The sequence below is a fragment of the Zoogloea sp. genome (assembly GCF_044344315.1).
GTDB lineage: Bacteria > Pseudomonadota > Gammaproteobacteria > Burkholderiales > Rhodocyclaceae > Zoogloea.
Genome location: NZ_JBIJDC010000013.1, coordinates 48572 through 64978, shown reverse-complemented (window position 1 = coordinate 64978; position 16407 = coordinate 48572). Strand labels below are relative to the sequence as shown.

Sequence of the window (16407 nt, the reverse complement as noted above, 5' to 3'; positions counted from 1 at the left end):
CGTGTTTGCCTTCAACATGGTGAACCGTCGCCGCCGCGACCATCCGAACAAGGCCGCCACCCTGTGGGCCCTTGGTACCGGCGTGATGTCCTTCCTCGGCGCTGGCGTGTGGGGCTTCCTGCACACCCTGGCTCCGGTGAACTACTACACCCACGGTACGCAGATCACCGCCGCCCACGGTCACATGGCTTTCTACGGTGCCTATGCGATGGTCGTGCTGTGCATCATCAGCTACGCCATGCCCATCCTGCGTGGCCGTGCTGCCAACAGCGAGAAGTCCCAGGTGCTGGAGATGTGGTCCTTCTGGCTGATGACCATCGCCATGGTCTTCATCACCTTGTTCCTGACCGCTGCGGGCATCCTGCAGGTGTGGCTGCAACGCTACAGCAGCACCCCGATCCCCTTCATGGCAGCCCAGGATCAGGTCGCGATCTTCTACTGGCTGCGTGAAGGCGCCGGCGTGATGTTCCTGATCGGCCTGCTGATCTACATCACCAGCTTCTTCGTCAGTGGCGAGACCAAGGCCAAGGCCGCCTGAAACACCCGTCAGTCGTAACACCCTCAAGCCCGGCGCAATGCCGGGCTTGTCGTTTGTGGGGGCTGGAGGTGCAGGTGATCAACCGTCGGTGTGGTCTCTCCTGTAGAGGCGACTTCAGTCGCCTATCGGGCGTCGATCACAGGCATGCCCCTGATCGGAGCACCGACTTGGTGCCCGGAAGGGCAGAGGTGGGCCAGGCTTGGGCGCGTCTGGCGCCGGTGCAGGGGTTTTGCCGGGGTTTTCTCCCGGCACAGGATTTGCTGCAGGTGCACATCCGTCCGTCAGAGGCGTGTGTCACCTTTCAGAGAGCCCCTATGCCAGGAAGCCGCTGTTCCGGTTCCGTTCGTATCGCGCCCGTCATGTCCCTGGGTGCCCTGTTCCTGCCTTTCGCGGCCCTCGCCGACGGTGGGGCCGCCGCCCGCGTGGCGGATTCCGGTCACACGGCCTGGGTGCTGGTGGCCACGGCCCTGGTGCTGCTGATGACCCTGCCGGGCCTGGCCTTGTTTTACGGTGGCATGGTGCGGCGCAAGAACGTGCTCGCCACCATGACCCAGACCATCGCCATCGCCGCGGTGGTGACCCTGACCTGGTGCGCTGTCGGCTACAGCCTGGCGATGCGCCCGGGCACGGCCTTCGTGGGCGGGCTGGACCGCCTGTTTCTCGACGGACTGAGCCTGGACGCCTTGAGCGGCGGGGTGCCCGAGTCGGTGTTCGCCATGTTTCAGCTCAGCTTCGCCATCATCACCACGGCGCTGGTGCCGGGGGCCTTTGCCGAGCGCATGAAGTTTGCCGCGGTGCTGCTGTTTGCGGCCCTATGGTCGGTGCTGGTGTATGCCCCGGTGGCTCACTGGGTGTGGGCGCCGGACGGCTGGCTGGCCGTGCTGGGGGCGCTCGATTACGCCGGCGGAACGGTGGTGCATATCAACGCGGGCGTGGCCGGGCTGGTGTGCGCCCTGTACGTGGGCCCGCGCAGCGGCTACGGCCGTCAGCCCATGACGCCCTACAACCTGGCCCTGACCCTGACCGGAGCGGCCCTGCTGTGGGTGGGCTGGTTCGGTTTCAATGCCGGTTCGGGCCTCGCTGCGGATGGCCGGGCGGGCATGGCCATGCTGGTCACCCAGCTGGCGGCGGCCACGGCAGCGGTGGCTTGGATGGGCACCGAATGGCTGGTGCGCGGCCGCCCCAGCGCCCTCGGGCTGGTTTCCGGGGCGGTGGGCGGGCTGGTGGCGGTGACGCCGGCCTCGGGCTTCATCACACCGGCGTCGGCCCTGCTGATCGGCGCCGTCGCCGGGGTGGGCTGCTACCTTGGCGCCACGGTGCTGAAGCGCCTGCTGCGCTGTGACGACGCCCTCGACGCCTTTGGCATCCACGGCGTCGGCGGCATCATCGGGGCCTTGCTCACCGGCTGGCTGGCCAGCCCGGCCATCGGCGGTGTGCGCGGCGACACCCTGGCCCAGCTCGCCGGCATCTGCGCCACCGTGGTCTACAGCGGTGGCATGACCCTGATCGTGCTGATGGCGATCGACCGGCTGGTGGGCCTGCGTGTCGGCGAACGCACCGAAAGTGAAGGGCTCGACCTGAGCGAACACGGCGAGGCCATCGCCTGAGCGCCATCTGCGGCACACCAAACCCAAGGGAGCTTTTCATGGAATCCGATTCAGTCATCTACGGCCTGCTCGGGCGGATCCACCTGTTGATGCGGCGGGTCAGCAACCGCATCACCGATGTGGAATACATGCGCGTGAACAAGGACTACGCCCGCGAAGTGGTGCGCCTGGCCATGGCCACCGGCAACCCCGAACTGGCCGAGCTGAGCGCCCGTCTGCGCCTGGCGATGGAGCTTGACGCGCCCGCGCCCAAGGCTGCCCTGGCCACCGAGCACAGCGGGCCGGGCCTGCTGGAGCGCCTGCGCACCGCCCGCCCGGAGGCCACCCACCCGACCCAGCGCTACGTCGGCTCCCTGCGTTGAGCGCGTGTCAAATCAACCCAAGAACCGCAGTTCGAGGTGTCGCCTGACAGCGTATCGTTGGCCGGGATTTCGCCCCGGCAGGCGACCTTCTTTCTTGCTTCGCCAAGAAAGAAGGCAAAGAAGGCGACCCGCCACCCCCGGTCGGCCTGCGCTGCTCCCAGCAGGCGGCCGGCGCGGAACTCGCCCTTCGGGCTCAGACAGCCGCGCCGGAAGGCCCCGCCTGCTGGTGCGCTGCTCGGCGGGTCGGAACGGGCTTTTCGGATGCACCGAGCCCCTGCGGAACTTGAGTCGGGTACTGGCCGTTGATCACCTGCATTTCCTTTCCCCTCTGGCGCGCCGACTGGAGGGTTCGGCAGGCGGAAAAAGGGCTGCGCATGTTTGAGCCCGCAGGGCGAGTTTGCGCAGACCCCGCCTGACGGACCTGGAAGGAGGGCACCCCCGAAGGGGGCGCGACAGCGGGGTACGTTTCTTTGCCTTCTTTCTTGTCGTACAACAAGAAAGAAGGTCGGCCGCCGGGCCGAGACCCGGCCAATGTGACGTAGTACAACGGAAAGCCGTCCGTAAGCACTCACCGGTTCAAGGTCGAAGGGAATGATCTAACGACCTTCACGTAAAGTCCGAAAAGCGCTTCACCCCCGACAGGCAAGGCTCACCAAGCCCGGCGTGCCTGCCAGGGGGGCGACCCCACAGTTCCTTCCGCCAACCTCATGCCGCAGTTGCAAGGGCTTGTACTCGCCCTCAGGGCGGTAGCACGTAGTCCAGTTCGTCAGCTGCCAGGGCTTCGATCCAGCCCAGTTGCCGCTCCAGCACTGCGACCGTGGCTTCGGAGGCGTCACCCTGGCGTGCTTCCAGGCGGCGGCGCAGCTCGTCGTCCGGTGCGGAACAGGCCAGGATGGCGAAGTCCGCGCCGCGGCTGAGGGCGATGTTCCGGAACGTGTCCCGCTCGGCCCGTTTCAGGAAGGCTGCGTCGACGATTACCGACCAGCCGGCATCGAGCATGTCTGCGGCCGTCCCGGCCAGGTGGGCAAAAGTCAGCCGGGTGGCCTCCGCCGTATAGATGCCGCCGCCCTGGGTGTCGTGCCGGCTGTGGGCCAGAGGCGGCAGGCCGTGGAGGCGCTTGCGTTCCACGTCGGAGCGCAGGCGCAGGGTGGCCGCAGCCGGGTCGGCCATCAGCAGGGTGGTGCTGCGTACCGTCTTGCCGGAGCCGGACAGGCCGTGGGTGATGGTCAGGCGCGGCGCCGGGGGCGTGGTCAGACGCTCGGCCAGGTCGAGGTAGCTCGTCACGCCCTGCGGCTTGCCGGATAGCCCGGCCACCTTGGCCCGCACCATGGCCTTGTATACCGCATAGAAGCGCAGCACCGGCACGGCGCCCACATCTCCCGACTCCTCCAGCCAGGCGCTGAGCAGCCAGGCCGCGAGGTCTGGTCGGCGGCGGTCGAGGAGGTCCATCCAGGTGAAGGCCAGCTCGGAGGCCACGTCGATCCAGCGCAGGGCGGGGTTGAATTCGATGCAGTCGAAGGGCACCACCTGCCCGTCAAGAAGCACCAGGTTGCCCAGGTGCAGGTCACCGTGACATTCGCGGATATAGCCACTGGCCTTGCGCCCGGCAAACAGCGTGCGCCGCCGCTCGAACTCGGCTTGCGTCCACGCCTGCAGGCGCGCCAGACGGCGGGCCTCGGCGGGCTGCAGGGTGAGCAGCGTGGTGAAGTTGTCGAGGGCGGGCGCCAGGACTTCGGCGGGCTCGCCCCACGGGCTGCGCGCATCGGCCACGGCAGCGCCCCGATGAAAGGCGTGGAGGGTCCGGGCCAGGCTGGTAAGGGCTTCGGGGCCGAGACCACCCCGGTCGCAAACGTGATCCAGCCGCTGGCTCTCGGCAAAGCGCCGCATCTTCACGGCGCACTCCCCGCTGTCGTCCACCTCTTCCAGGCCCAGGTAGAGTCCGGGGGCCAGGCGCCGGTTGAGGCGCAGCTCTTCATGGCAGCAGAAGCGGCGCTGCTCGGCGGTGCCGTAGTCGAGGAAGGGCAGGCTCAGGGGCTTCTTGAGTTTCCAGACAAAGCCGTCGGTCAGGAGGATCCAGGAGATGTGGGTCTCGATGAGCTCGGCGCCGAGGCGGGCCTGGAAGCGCGCCAGCCAGTCGGGCAGGGGGGCAGATGCGCTCATGCCACCCACCCGTAGCGCACGATGTGGAAGAAGATGGGCGCGGAGAAGCTGATCGAGTCCACCCGGTCGAGCATGCCGCCGTGGCCTTCGATCATGGCGCCCCAGTCCTTCACGCCCCGGTCGCGCTTGATGGCCGACAGCACGAAGCCGCCGAAGAAGCCCATCACGTTGATGACCAGGGCGATCAGCCCGGCCTCCAGGGGGGTGAAGGGGGTGATCCACCACAGGGCAGCACCGACGGCGGTGGAGGTGAGCACGCCACCGACCAGGCCTTCCACCGTCTTGGACGGGGAGATGGCCGGTGACACCTTGCGCTTGCCGATGAGCTTGCCCCACACGTACTGGAAGACGTCGCTGGACTGCACGGTGAGGATCAGGAAGACGATCAGCAGCATGTTGCGCCCGGCGTAGCCGGCGATGTCGAGGGTGAGCAGGGCCGGCACGTGGGACAGGCAATACACGCAGATCATAAGCCCCCACTGGACCTTGGCCGCCCGCTCCAGAAAGCGCGTGGTGTCGGCCCCCAGGGACGAGGAGATGGGCAGCAGCAGGAAGGCGTAGACCGGGATCAGGATGGAGAACAGGCCGTACCAGTGGGTGGCGATGAGCCAGTACTGGGCGGGCAGGAAGACGAAGAAGCTCCACAGCAGGGCGCGATGGTCACCCAGCCGGGTGTGGGTGAGGGAGATGAACTCCCGCAGGCACTGGAAGGAGATGAAGGCGAACAGGGCGATCACGCCCCAGGGGCCGATCCAGATGGCCGCTCCAATCAGCGCGATCATGGCCCACCAGGCCTTGATGCGGGCGTTGAGGTTGTCGATGACGCCGTGGGGCTCGCCCCGGGCGACCCGGTACTTGAGACCGGCGCCGATCAGGCTGAACACGGCCAGCAGGCCGAAGATGCCGCCGAAGACGGCGATGAGGTCGTGGGAGGCGTTCATGGGCTCAGTCGGCGGGCGGGGCCAGGTCAAGGAGCGCGGTGCGGGCGCGGGCAAGGAAGGCATCGCGACTCTCCCCGTCGATGGGGGCCAGGGGCGGGCCGAAGCTCAGGGTGCACAAGAGCGGCACCGGGATCAGGCTGCCCTTGGGCATCACCCGGCCCAGGTTCTCGATCCATACGGGTATCAGCTCGGCCTCCGGGTGGGCCCTGGCCAGGTGGTGCAGGCCGCTCTTGAAGGGAAGCAGGCCATCGCCCATGTTGCGGGTGCCTTCGGGAAAGAGGATCAAGGATTCACCGGCGGTCAGGGCTTCGCCCATCTGCGCCACCGGGTTGGGGCCGCTGCGCCCGGGGCGGCGGTCGATGCACACGCCGCGGAATACCCGGTTGATCAGGAAGCGGCGCAGCGGCGTGGTCAGCCAGTAATCGGCGCCCGCCACCGGCCGGGTGCGGCGGCGCAGGGGCGGAGGCAGGGACGCCCAGATCAGCACGAAATCGCCGTGGCTGCGGTGGTTGGCGAAGTACACCCGCGGGCGGGCATCGGGTTCGCTGCCCAGCCACAGGGCGCGCACGCCGGTGAGGGCACGGGCAAAGCCGCACAGGGTGGAGGCGAGGAGGCGGTCGACAAACATCGGCTTTTCCGGGTTCAGCCCGCAGCCATGGCCGCGAACAGGGTCAGGCCCTGGAGGGCCAGGGCGAGGGCCTGGCGGCGCAGCAGGCCCAGGGCGCCGCGCACCCGCTCGGCCAGGGGCCGGGACGCTCGGGCTGGCTGGCCGAAAGCACTGCCCAGGGCCTGGTCGAAGGCCTGCAGGTCGGCATCGATATCGACCGCAGCGGGGGCGCTCCAGCAGCGGGCCCAGTGGGCGAACAGCGCCGCATCCAGGCCGCTGCGCACCGCATTGTAGGCCTGCACGGCGCCGGCCATCAGGCTCAGGGCGAGGCAGGCGACGCGGGCCGGTCCGCCGGGCGCCAGCAGCAGGGTGGCGAGGGCCGGCAGCAGCAGGGCCAGACTGAGCAGATGCAGACTGCGCCCCTGGGCCAGTGCGGCGGCGGTGAGGGCAGCGCTGGCCGCCGCCGCGCGGGTGTTGTCAGGCGCCACCAGTGAGCTCCGCTGGCGGGCTGACCCGGGCCAGGGCCTGGCGGTGCTGCGGGCCCAGCACCACCCGGGGGCGGGCTTGCTGCAGGATCGTCAGCGCCGCGTCCACCGAGGCCGCCCGGCCGGTGGCCAGCAACCAGGCCGCCACCGCGCTGGCGCTGCGCGAGTAGCCCAGGGCACAGCTCACCAGCACCGGGCCGTGCCGGCGCAGGCGCTCGATGGCGGCGGCGGCCTCGTCCAGCCGGGGGCTGTCGGGCGGGACCAGATCCAGCCAAGGCAACTGGGCGTAGGCCCACTTGCCCCGGGGGGCGGGCAATTCGGCGGTGAGATCGAGCAGGGCGCGGAAGCCGCCGGCCTCCATGGCCCGGCTGTCGGGCAGGCGGCCCAGCCACACGCCGTCGGCGATCAGCCCGGGGGCTGGAGACTTGCGGGTCCACAGGCGCGAGTTGAGCCACGCGCCGAGGGTGTAGGGGGCCAGCAGCAGGGCGGCACCCAGGGTATGGCGGCCGGCGTGCTTCTGGAAGCCGGCCGGGCCGAGGAAGGCGTAACTGAGCGCAACCAGGGACAGGGCGATGCCCAGCCACACGAACACCAGCCCGCCGCCGCCGAGCAGGGCACCCAGGCCGGCTGCGGCCAGGGCGCCACCCAGGTAGTAGGCGGCCAGCCGGCGCCGTTCGGGGCTATGCGTCCAGCGGGCTGCGGAAAAAGGCGTCGGGCCTTCATCCGGCCACAGCCACAGGCACAGCAGGCCGACCAGGGCGCCGCTGGGGAGGTCGATGAAATGGTGCTGGTAGGTGGTGAGCACCGACACGGCGATCAGGGCGGCCCAGGCATCCACCAGCCCGCGCAGGGGGCCGCGGGTGGCGGCAGCAAAACGCACCCACAGGATGACGAGCAGGCTGATGTGCAGGGAGGGGGCCTGGTTGTAGGGCAGGTCGAAGCCGGCCAGGGCGTCGAAGAGGGCGCCGAAGAGGCCGTCGGCATCAGGCCGGGAGAAGCTGAAGCGCAGGGGAAAGGCCAGGAAGCAGGCCACCGACACGAGCTGGGCGGTGAGCAGGCGCAGGGCGTGGCGGTCCACCTGCAGGGCCGTGCGGCAGAGCAGGAAGGACAGGCCGTAGAACAGGTCGATGGACCAGTAGGGCAGGATGGTCCAGGGCAGGAAGGGGATGTGCCGCTCCCAGTCGTAAACCAGACTGTCGCTGACCTGCCAGCGGGCCGCCATGGAATTGGCGAAGCCGTAGCTGAGGAAGAAGAAGGGCCCCAGGAAGAGCAGCCAGGCGACGCCCCGTTGCCAGGGGATCGTCGGGGCTGCTGCCGCCGGTGTGTTCATGGGGCGCGCCGCCGGGCCAGGGACACGGTGAAGATGCCCCACTCGTCGATGCGCTGCTCGAGCTTGTCGAAGCCGGCGGCATCCACCAGCTGGTCCATCTCGGCCTGGCTGCGCCGGCGCATCACCCAGGCCTCGCCGCCCCGGTGGCTGGTGAGGGCGCGGGCGATGAGTTCCAGCTGGGGGTGCCAGGGCTGGCCGGTGTACAGCAGCAGGCCGCCGGGTTCGATCGCGTCGGCCATGCCGGCGAGGGAGCGGCTCACCATGGTGTTGTCGGGGAAGAGCTCGTAGAGGCCGGAGACGATGCCGATGGTGGGGCGGGGTGACACGCCGGCCACCGAGGCCCGGTCGAAGGCGTCGCCCTTCTCGAAGCGGGCGATGGTCTCCAGGCCCTTCTCGCGGATCAGGGCGGCGCCGTCGCGCACATTGATGTCGCTGAAGTCGCGCAGCAGGATGGATTCGGGGCGGCGCGGTGCTTCGGTCAGGGCTTCGAGCACATAGCGGCCGTGGCCGGCGGCGATGTCCAGCACCCGCAGGGGGCGGCCCTCGGTGTGCAGGCGGCCGAGGGCCAGGCGCAGGAGTTCTTCCAGGTGGCGCTTGCGCTGGCGGATGCCGCGCCAGCCAATGGCGTCCAGATAGTTGCGGTCCATGGCCCGGCCCAGGGCACCGTTGCCAGTGGCGGTGTTGCGATAGACGTAGTCGAGGGTGCTGCCCGAATCGAAGCCGGTGCGGTGGCCCAGGGCAATGCCCGCCGACAGGCGGCCACCGAGCTTCATGCTGGCCCGGTAGGCGGCCCAGTACAGGCCGCGGAGGCTGAAGGGCGAGAGGGGGCGGGCCAGGGCCTCGGATTCATCATGGGTGGCGCCGTGGCGGTCGGCATCGAGCAGGCTCACCGGTGCGGCGGGGGGGTCGAACTGGCGCAGGATGAAGTCGCGGGCCTTGTCGGTGGCGAGTTTGCGGTCTTTCTCGCCGAGGGTGTCGTGGTAGAAACCGTCGAGGACGTGCTTCTCCTTGACTGCCGAGCCCAGCCTGTCGAAGAAGCGGTGCTGGGGGCCGTGATGGACCACCCAGTCGGCGCCGGAGATGAGCAGCTGGGTGGGCAGGGTGATGGCCTGGGCGTCGGCCACGACCCGCTCGGCGGCTTCATAGAGCCCGAGCAGGATGTTCACCGAGATGGCCCGGGCGATCAGCGGGTCCTTGTCGTAGCTGATCTGGCGGGCCGGGTCGTGGGTCAGGAGCCTGGCCTTGACGTAGCTGTTCACGAAGAAGTTGCCGCGCAGCTTTTCCAGCAGGGCCAGGCCCGGGCGGGCAAAGGGTACGTAGAGCTTGACCTGGAAGGCCGGCGAGGCGAGCACCAGGCAGCGTACTCGCGGCGCGTAGTCATGGGCCCAGGTGGCCACCAGTACCGCGCCGACGCTCTGGGCCAGCACGGCCATGTCGGCGTGGGCGATGCCGTGGTGGTCGCGGATGTGATCGACGAAGGTCTGTACGTCGCGTACCGAGGTGCCGAAGCTCGGCGAATGCCCACGGGCGCCGGGCGAGTGGCCATGGCCGCGGGCGTCCCAGGCGAAGACGTCGAAATCGGGCAGGTCCAGCTCGTCGGCCAGGTGGGCGATGCGGCCGGAGTGTTCGTGGCCCCGGTGGAACATCACCACAGCGCCCCTCCGTGGGGCGGTGGCGGGCCAGTGGCGGTAGAAGAGCTGCACCCCGTCGTGGGTTTCGAAATGGTGTTCGGAGACCGGGCGGGGTGATTTCATCGCTGACCTCAGTGTGGGCTGCGGGCCTGGCGGACGCCGCTGCGGATGCGGTTGACGGTGTTGAGCAGGATGGCCAGGGCCGCCGCCGGCATGATCCACAGGGCCGCGTCGGGCAGGCTGCCGACCAGGCCCAGCCACAGGCCGAGGGCGCCGAACAGGAAGGCCCGGTCGCTCTTTCCCATGGGGCCGTCGTACTGGCGGGGGGCGCCGACCATGGGCCCGAGGGCGCCGGCCATCTCGGAGACGGCCGACAGGAAGATCACCGCCCCCACGCTGCCCCAGCCGAAGGGCGCGATGGCCACGAAGGGCAGGTAGAGGGCGGCGTCGGAGATGACATCGGACAGTTCGTTGAAATAGGCGCCCAGGGGTGACTGCTGGCCAAACTCCCGGGCCAGCATGCCATCCACCGCATTGAAGGCCATGCGCAGGAACATCCACAAGGGCAATAACAGGAAGGCGCTGCTGTTGGCGGTGTTGAGGAACAGCCCCAGGCCGAGGGCCAGGGAGATCAGCATGGCGGCCAGGGTGACCTGGTTGGCCGTGACGCCGGCCGCTGCCAGCCGGCGGACGATAGGGCGGAGGCGTGCCTGGAAGCGGGGTTTGAGCTGATAGATGCTGATCATCTTGCGCGTGCGGGATGCCGACCGGCAGATTTTGCCATGCATCCGGGCTGATGCTTCAGCCCTTTGTCGCCCCGCTCAGATGCCGACCGATTTCGCCAAAGCCGGGGTTGTTGGGGAGCAGGGTGCCGTTGACCTCGATGATCGGCGTACCGATGGCCCCATTGCCGAGACCGGCCTCGTGCAGCCGGGTGTTGAGGCGGGCTTCGGCGGCGGGGTCTTCATCGATGATGTGCTCGACATAGCGCACGCCCATGCTGTCGAACTGCCGGCGTTTTTCGGCGCAGAAGCCGCAGGTGCTCAGGGAGTACATGACGATCCGGTCGCGGCTGGCGTCGTAACGCTGGGTAAAGGCGGCCTTGCCCGTCTCGTTGCCCGGTACGGCGGGGAGCCCCGGCAGGGACGGCAGCTGGGTGCCGATGACGCTGATGGCGAAGAAGATGGCGGCCCCGATCAGCGCCATTCCGCCCAGCAGCCCGACGGCTGATACCGGGCGGGCGGGCTCACCCCAGGCATTGCTGCCTTTTTCGCCAGGCACCACGAGCAGCAGCAGTGCCACCACCGCACCCAGGTAGGGGATCCAAGTGAGCAGTGTCCACCACCCGCTGAGGCCCAGGTCGTGGAGACGGAATACCGTGCTGCGGACGCCGTAGATGAACATGACGAACAAGCCCAGCCCGCCGATCAGCATGCCCGGGAGGCCGAGGGTGGTGGCGAGCAGCGCCAGCATCACACTTCCGCCGAGGGTCAGCAGGCCGGTGAGCAGGAAGTTGCGACGCCCGAAGCGACCGCGGAAGTCCAGGCCGACAATGCTGCTGTCGGCCAATGTAGGTGGGGTGTCGCTGGGGTGCAGTAGGTGGGTAACGGCGGGCTGGTCGGCTCGAGCCGCGTGTGCGGCGGCCCGGGAGGTTGCGAAACGGGGCATGTCGATGGAGCAGGCCCGGCACAGGGTGCGGCGTGGCTGTTCTTCCCCGCAGGCCGGGCAGGTCATGAGTTCGCCGGGCTGTGCCAGCGGGCTTGCGGCCGGCGATTGTTCAGGCGCCGGCTTGGGTGCGAGGGTGAGTTCGGGTGCGGGTTCCGCGAGCGCAGGGGCAGGGGCGAGTGGCGGTTCGATCACGATGCGCAACCCGATGGCCTCCAGGTGCTCCTGGTAGCGCCGGGCATCGGTGGCATCCAGACCCTTGCGCAGACTGACCCTTTCGCCCGAGAAGACGCTGTCCAGGGTTTCCGGCGAACACTTCAGCAGGGCCTGGATCTGACGCCGACAGGTGACGGCGTCGTACCCCGGGAGAATGTCGCCGAAGAAGAGGATCGAATGGACTTGGGGCACTGCGAACTCCGGTGGAGGGGGCGGGCCGATTCTATGCGCGTCGTCATGCTCAGGCAGTGACAAGGGGGGGCTTCCGGATGTGACAGACTGGCTTTGCGGAAGGCGGGTGGAGTGCTATCGTCGCGAGCCCCGCCGGAGAACTGTCCATGACCCCTGTCAGCCCCTTCGATCGCCGCCCTGCCGACCTGCACGAGGCAGAGGCCCAGATTGCCGCAATTCGCAGCCTCCTGGCGACAGTCGGGGCGACGCATCGCAACCCGCCGCCGCCGCCCACCACCTGCTGCGGCCGGGGCTGCAACGGCTGCGTGTGGGAGGGCTACTACGCGGCCCTGGGCTGGTGGAAGGATGACGCCCGGGAATCCCTGGCCCGCGGCACCCTGCAGGCCGCCGCCTGAGCTTGGCAAAAAACCCGAAAACCCCGTAAAATCCGGCCCTTGCCGAGGAGCGTTGCGACCTGCTGATCCAGCGGGCCAGGCTCGGCAATCCACAACGGCGCTCGCAAACCTTCCAGCCGGGTTTGCCGCGCCGTTTGCTTTTGCATCTGTCGCCTCCGGCTGTGTTTTACGCACTCCGAGGTAGATCCATGCAAGCCGACCGCACGCCCGAACTCCAGTCCCTCCTGACCCACCGCATCCTGATCCTGGATGGCGCCATGGGCACCATGATCCAGCAGCACAAGCTGGGTGAGGCCGACTACCGCGGCGCCCGCTTTGCCGATCACCCCAAGGACCTCAAGGGCAACAACGATCTGCTGGTGCTGACCCGCCCCGACGTGGTTGGTGGCATCCACCGGGCCTACCTGGAGGCCGGTGCGGACATCATCGAGACCTGCACCTTCAACGCCACCCGCGTCTCCCAGGCCGACTACCAGCTCTCCGATCTGGCCTACGAGCTCAACGTGGAGGGGGCCCGCCTGGTGCGCCAGCTGTGCGACGAGTTCACCGCCGCCAACCCGGCCAAGCCGCGCTTCTGCGCCGGCGTGCTCGGACCGACCTCGCGCACCTTGTCCATCTCGCCGGATGTGAATGACCCGGGCTTCCGCAATGTCAGCTTCGATGCCCTGGTGGACGATTACTACGATTCCGCCAAGGGTCTGATGGAGGGCGGCGCCGACATCATCCTGATCGAGACCATCTTCGACACCCTGAATGCCAAGGCCGCGGTGTTTGCCGTCGAGAAGCTGTTTGCCGACCTCAATCGTCGCCTGCCGGTGATGATCTCCGGCACCATCACCGACGCCTCCGGCCGCACCCTGTCGGGCCAGACCGCTGAGGCTTTCTGGAACTCCCTGTCCCACTCGCAGCCGATCAGCTTCGGCCTCAACTGCGCGCTGGGCGCCAGGGAACTGCGCCAGTACGTGGACGAGCTGTCGAATGTCTGTGACACCTTCGTGTCGGCCCACCCCAATGCCGGCCTGCCCAACCCCCTGTCGCCCACCGGCTACGATGAAACGCCCGAGGAGCTGGCGGCGGAGATCGTCGAATGGGCCCGCAGTGGCCTGGTGAACATCGTCGGCGGTTGCTGTGGCACCTCGCCGGCGCACATCAAGGCCATCGCCGAGGCGGTGAGCCTGGTGACGCCGCGCAGCGTGCCCCATGTGGACAAGAAGCTGCGCCTGTCTGGCCTGGAACCCTTCAACGTCGGCCCGGAATCGCTGTTCGTGAACGTGGGTGAGCGCACCAACGTCACCGGTTCGCGCGCCTTCGCCAAGATGATCCTGGAAGGCCGCTTCGACGACGCCCTGGCGGTGGCCCGCCAGCAGGTGGAAAACGGTGCCCAGATCATCGACATCAACATGGACGAGGCCATGCTCGACTCCATGGCGGCCATGGAGAAGTTCCTCAAACTGATCGCCTCCGAGCCGGACATCTCCCGCGTGCCCATCATGCTCGACTCGTCCAAGTGGAGCGTCATCGAGGCCGGCCTGAAGTGCATCCAGGGCAAGGGCGTGGTGAACTCCATCTCCATGAAGGAGGGCGAGGCCGAGTTCCTGCGCCAGGCGCGCCTGTGCCGCCAGTACGGCGCGGCGGTGATCGTGATGGCCTTCGACGAGAAGGGCCAGGCCGACACCTTTGCCCGCAAGACCGAGATCTGCAAGCGTGCCTACGATCTGCTGGTGGGCATGGGCTTTCCGCCGGAAGACATCATCTTCGACCCGAACATCTTCGCCATCGCCACCGGCATCGAGGAACACGACAACTACGCCGTGGACTTCATCAACGCGGTGGCCTGGATCCGGCAGAACCTGCCCTACGCCAAGATCAGCGGCGGCGTCTCCAATGTGAGCTTCAGCTTCCGCGGCAACGACGCGGTGCGCGAGTCCATCCACACCGTCTTCCTGTTCCACGCCATCAAGGCTGGCATGAGCATGGGCATCGTCAATGCCGGCATGCTCGGTGTGTACGACGACCTGGAGCCCGAACTGCGCGCCAAGGTCGAGGACGTTGTGCTCAACGCCCACCCGGGGGCGGGCGAGGCCCTGGTGGACTTTGCCCAGACCGTGAAGGAGGGCAAGGCCAAGGATGCCGGCCCCGACCTGTCCTGGCGCGAGCAGCCCGTCGAGGCCCGCCTCAGCCATGCGCTGGTCAAGGGCATCACCGATTTCGTGGTGGCCGACACCGAGGAAGTCCGTGCCCGGCTTGAGGCCGAGGGCAAGCCGCCCCTGGCCGTGATCGAAGGCCCGCTGATGGCCGGCATGAACGTGGTGGGCGACCTCTTCGGTGCCGGCAAGATGTTCCTGCCCCAGGTGGTCAAGTCGGCCCGGGTGATGAAGCAGGCCGTGGCCCACCTGATCCCGTATATCGAAGCCGAGAAGTTGCGCACCGGCGCCACCAGCAAGGGCAAGATCGTCATCGCCACGGTGAAGGGCGACGTGCACGACATCGGCAAGAACATCGTCGGCGTGGTGCTGGGCTGCAACGGCTATGACGTGGTGGACCTGGGCGTGATGGTGCCCTGCGACCGGATCCTCAACGCCGCCCGCGAACACGGTGCCCAGGCCATCGGCCTGTCCGGCCTGATCACCCCGTCCCTGGAGGAGATGAGCCATGTGGCGTCCGAGATGCAGCGCCAGGGTTTCGATGTGCCGCTGCTGATCGGCGGCGCCACCACCAGCCGCGCCCATACGGCGATCAAGATCGCACCCCATTACGACAAGCCGGTGATCTACGTGCCGGATGCGTCCCGCGCCGTGGGCGTGGTCACCAGCCTGCTGTCCGAAGGGCAGAGCGCCAGCTACGCCGCCGAGGTGGCGGCCGACTACGCCAAGCTGCGCGCCCAGCACGCCCAGAAGAAGGGCGTGACCCTGGTGAAGCTGGCCGAGGCCCGCGCCAATGCCTTCAAGTGGAACGCCGATCCGGCCTATGTGCCGCCGGTGCCCGCCCAGCTGGGCATCCAGGCCTTCGACATCGACCTGGCCGAGCTGGTGGATTACATCGACTGGGGCCCCTTCTTCCAGACCTGGGACCTGGCCGGCAGCTATCCGAAGATCCTTCACGACGAGATCGTCGGCGAGACCGCCCGGGAGCTGAAGTCCGACGCCGAAGTGATGCTGGCCCGCATGGTTGCCGAGCAGGACACCAACCCGTGGATCAAGGCCAGGGCGGTGTTCGGCCTGTTCCCGGCCAACGCCGTGGGTGACGACATCGAGATCTACGCCGACGAATCGCGCCAGCAGGTGCTGATGAGTTGGCACGGCCTGCGTCAGCAGCATGAGCGCCCCGAGGGCAAGCCCAACTATTGCCTGGCCGACTTCGTCGCCAGCAAGGACAGCGGTGTGGCCGACTACGTGGGCGCCTTCGCCGTCACTGGCGGCCTGGGCATCGAAGGCCGCCTGGCCGCCTATGAGCGGACCCACGACGACTACCATTCGATCATGCTCAAGGCCCTGGCCGACCGTTTCGCCGAGGCCGCCGCCGAATGGCTGCACGCCCGGGTGCGCAAGGAGTTCTGGGCCTATACCCCGGCCGAGACCCTGAGCTGCGACGAGCTGATCAAGGAGGCCTACCAGGGCATCCGCCCGGCCCCGGGCTACCCGGCCTGCCCGGATCACACGGTCAAGGGCGATCTTTTCAAGGTACTCGACGCCCCTGCCCGGGCCGACATGCACCTCACCGAGAGTTTCGCCATGACTCCGGCGGCCGCGGTGAGCGGCTTCTACCTTGCCCATCCGGACAGCCACTACTTTGCGGTCAGCAAGATCGGCCGCGATCAGCTGGAAGACTGGGCCGCCCGCAGCGGCATGAGCGTGGCCGAAGCCGAGAAGTGGCTGGCGCCGCTGATCTGAGCGAAGAACGCACGCCGGCGATCCCTCCGATCACCCGGACGCGTTTGTCGTGGCGCGTCCGGATATTCACAGTAGCGGATTCAGCTCTCCGAGCGGCGCTGGCGCAAGCAGAGGGCGGCAAGCAAACCTGCAATCCTCTAAAGGTCAGCGCATTGCAAACTTGGGAGGCGGGATTCTTGCGCTCGTGTAAGAAATCTCGACGCCCTTGTTCATTCATCCGCCCTCAACTTTCCTGTTCCCGGGGGGGCGCGACCGACAGGCACGATGCCGATGCCAGGAGTGATTCCCATTGTTCCTGGCAAGCCCTGAGGGCCGGCTCTGCCCCCTTCTGACTGGATTTCAGGCTGTCCGATAAGAACGTCACCAAAACCCCGTGACGGAAGTCGCG

13 protein-coding genes and 1 riboswitch are annotated in these 16407 nt (G+C 68.1%); of the genes, 5 read left to right on the top strand and 8 right to left on the bottom strand.

The features are described 5' to 3' along the window. From ACIQ09_RS04745 to ACIQ09_RS04735, 3 genes are all read left to right on the top strand, one after another. Positions 1–538 (top strand): cbb3-type cytochrome c oxidase subunit I (locus ACIQ09_RS04745; RefSeq protein ID WP_398306722.1); only part of this gene is annotated, 538 nt, incomplete at its 5' end. Positions 539–897: 359 nt separating this feature from the next. Then, positions 898–2145: an ammonium transporter gene (locus ACIQ09_RS04740; RefSeq protein WP_398306720.1), complete on the top strand. Its 1248-nt coding sequence runs from the start codon at positions 898–900 to the stop codon at positions 2143–2145. Positions 2146–2183: 38 nt separating this feature from the next. Beyond that, positions 2184–2507 (top strand): hypothetical protein, encoded by a 324-nt coding sequence (locus ACIQ09_RS04735; RefSeq protein WP_398306718.1) that lies wholly within the window; start codon positions 2184–2186, stop codon positions 2505–2507. A 738-nt stretch (positions 2508–3245) separates the two neighbouring features. Here ACIQ09_RS04735 and ACIQ09_RS04730 read toward each other — a convergent pair. From ACIQ09_RS04730 to ACIQ09_RS04695, 8 genes are read right to left on the bottom strand one after another with little or no spacing between them, the layout of a single operon-like run. Continuing rightward, positions 3246–4667: an AAA family ATPase gene (locus ACIQ09_RS04730; protein ID WP_398306716.1), complete on the bottom strand. Its 1422-nt coding sequence runs from the start codon at positions 4665–4667 to the stop codon at positions 3246–3248. After that, the gene (locus tag ACIQ09_RS04725; protein ID WP_324462193.1) at positions 4664–5608 is read right to left on the bottom strand and encodes a phosphatidate cytidylyltransferase; all 945 of its coding nucleotides are present in this window, start codon (positions 5606–5608) and stop codon (positions 4664–4666) included. The genes ACIQ09_RS04730 and ACIQ09_RS04725 overlap by 4 nt, the downstream gene beginning before the upstream one ends. Before the next feature lie 4 nt (positions 5609–5612). Beyond that, complete coding sequence (locus ACIQ09_RS04720; RefSeq protein ID WP_398306713.1) at positions 5613–6236, bottom strand: lysophospholipid acyltransferase family protein; 624 nt, start codon at positions 6234–6236, stop codon at positions 5613–5615. A 14-nt stretch (positions 6237–6250) separates the two neighbouring features. Further along, entirely contained in the window at positions 6251–6703 is a 453-nt protein-coding gene (locus ACIQ09_RS04715) for a hypothetical protein (RefSeq protein WP_398306711.1), read from the bottom strand. Next, positions 6693–8030, bottom strand: coding sequence for a phosphatase PAP2/dual specificity phosphatase family protein (locus tag ACIQ09_RS04710; protein ID WP_398306709.1), 1338 nt, complete (start codon positions 8028–8030; stop codon positions 6693–6695). Before ACIQ09_RS04710 ends, ACIQ09_RS04715 begins: the two co-directional genes overlap by 11 nt. Further along, entirely contained in the window at positions 8027–9784 is a 1758-nt protein-coding gene (locus ACIQ09_RS04705) for a bifunctional alpha/beta hydrolase/class I SAM-dependent methyltransferase (protein ID WP_398306707.1), read from the bottom strand. Before ACIQ09_RS04705 ends, ACIQ09_RS04710 begins: the two co-directional genes overlap by 4 nt. Before the next feature lie 8 nt (positions 9785–9792). Next, complete coding sequence (locus ACIQ09_RS04700; RefSeq protein ID WP_398306705.1) at positions 9793–10407, bottom strand: CDP-alcohol phosphatidyltransferase family protein; 615 nt, start codon at positions 10405–10407, stop codon at positions 9793–9795. Between the two features lie 55 nt (positions 10408–10462). Beyond that, a complete protein-coding gene (locus tag ACIQ09_RS04695; RefSeq protein WP_398306703.1) occupies positions 10463–11734 on the bottom strand; it encodes a DUF805 domain-containing protein in 1272 nt (423 codons plus the stop codon). 146 nt (positions 11735–11880) lie between these two features. Between ACIQ09_RS04695 and ACIQ09_RS04690 the strand changes: the two genes are divergently transcribed. Beyond that, positions 11881–12129: an oxidoreductase-like domain-containing protein gene (locus ACIQ09_RS04690; protein WP_398306701.1), complete on the top strand. Its 249-nt coding sequence runs from the start codon at positions 11881–11883 to the stop codon at positions 12127–12129. A 38-nt stretch (positions 12130–12167) separates the two neighbouring features. Then, positions 12168–12239, top strand: a riboswitch (S-adenosyl-L-homocysteine riboswitch). Positions 12240–12317: 78 nt separating this feature from the next. Further along, complete coding sequence (metH, locus tag ACIQ09_RS04685) at positions 12318–16019, top strand: methionine synthase (protein ID WP_398306699.1); 3702 nt, start codon at positions 12318–12320, stop codon at positions 16017–16019. The last annotated feature ends 388 nt before the right edge of the window (positions 16020–16407 follow it).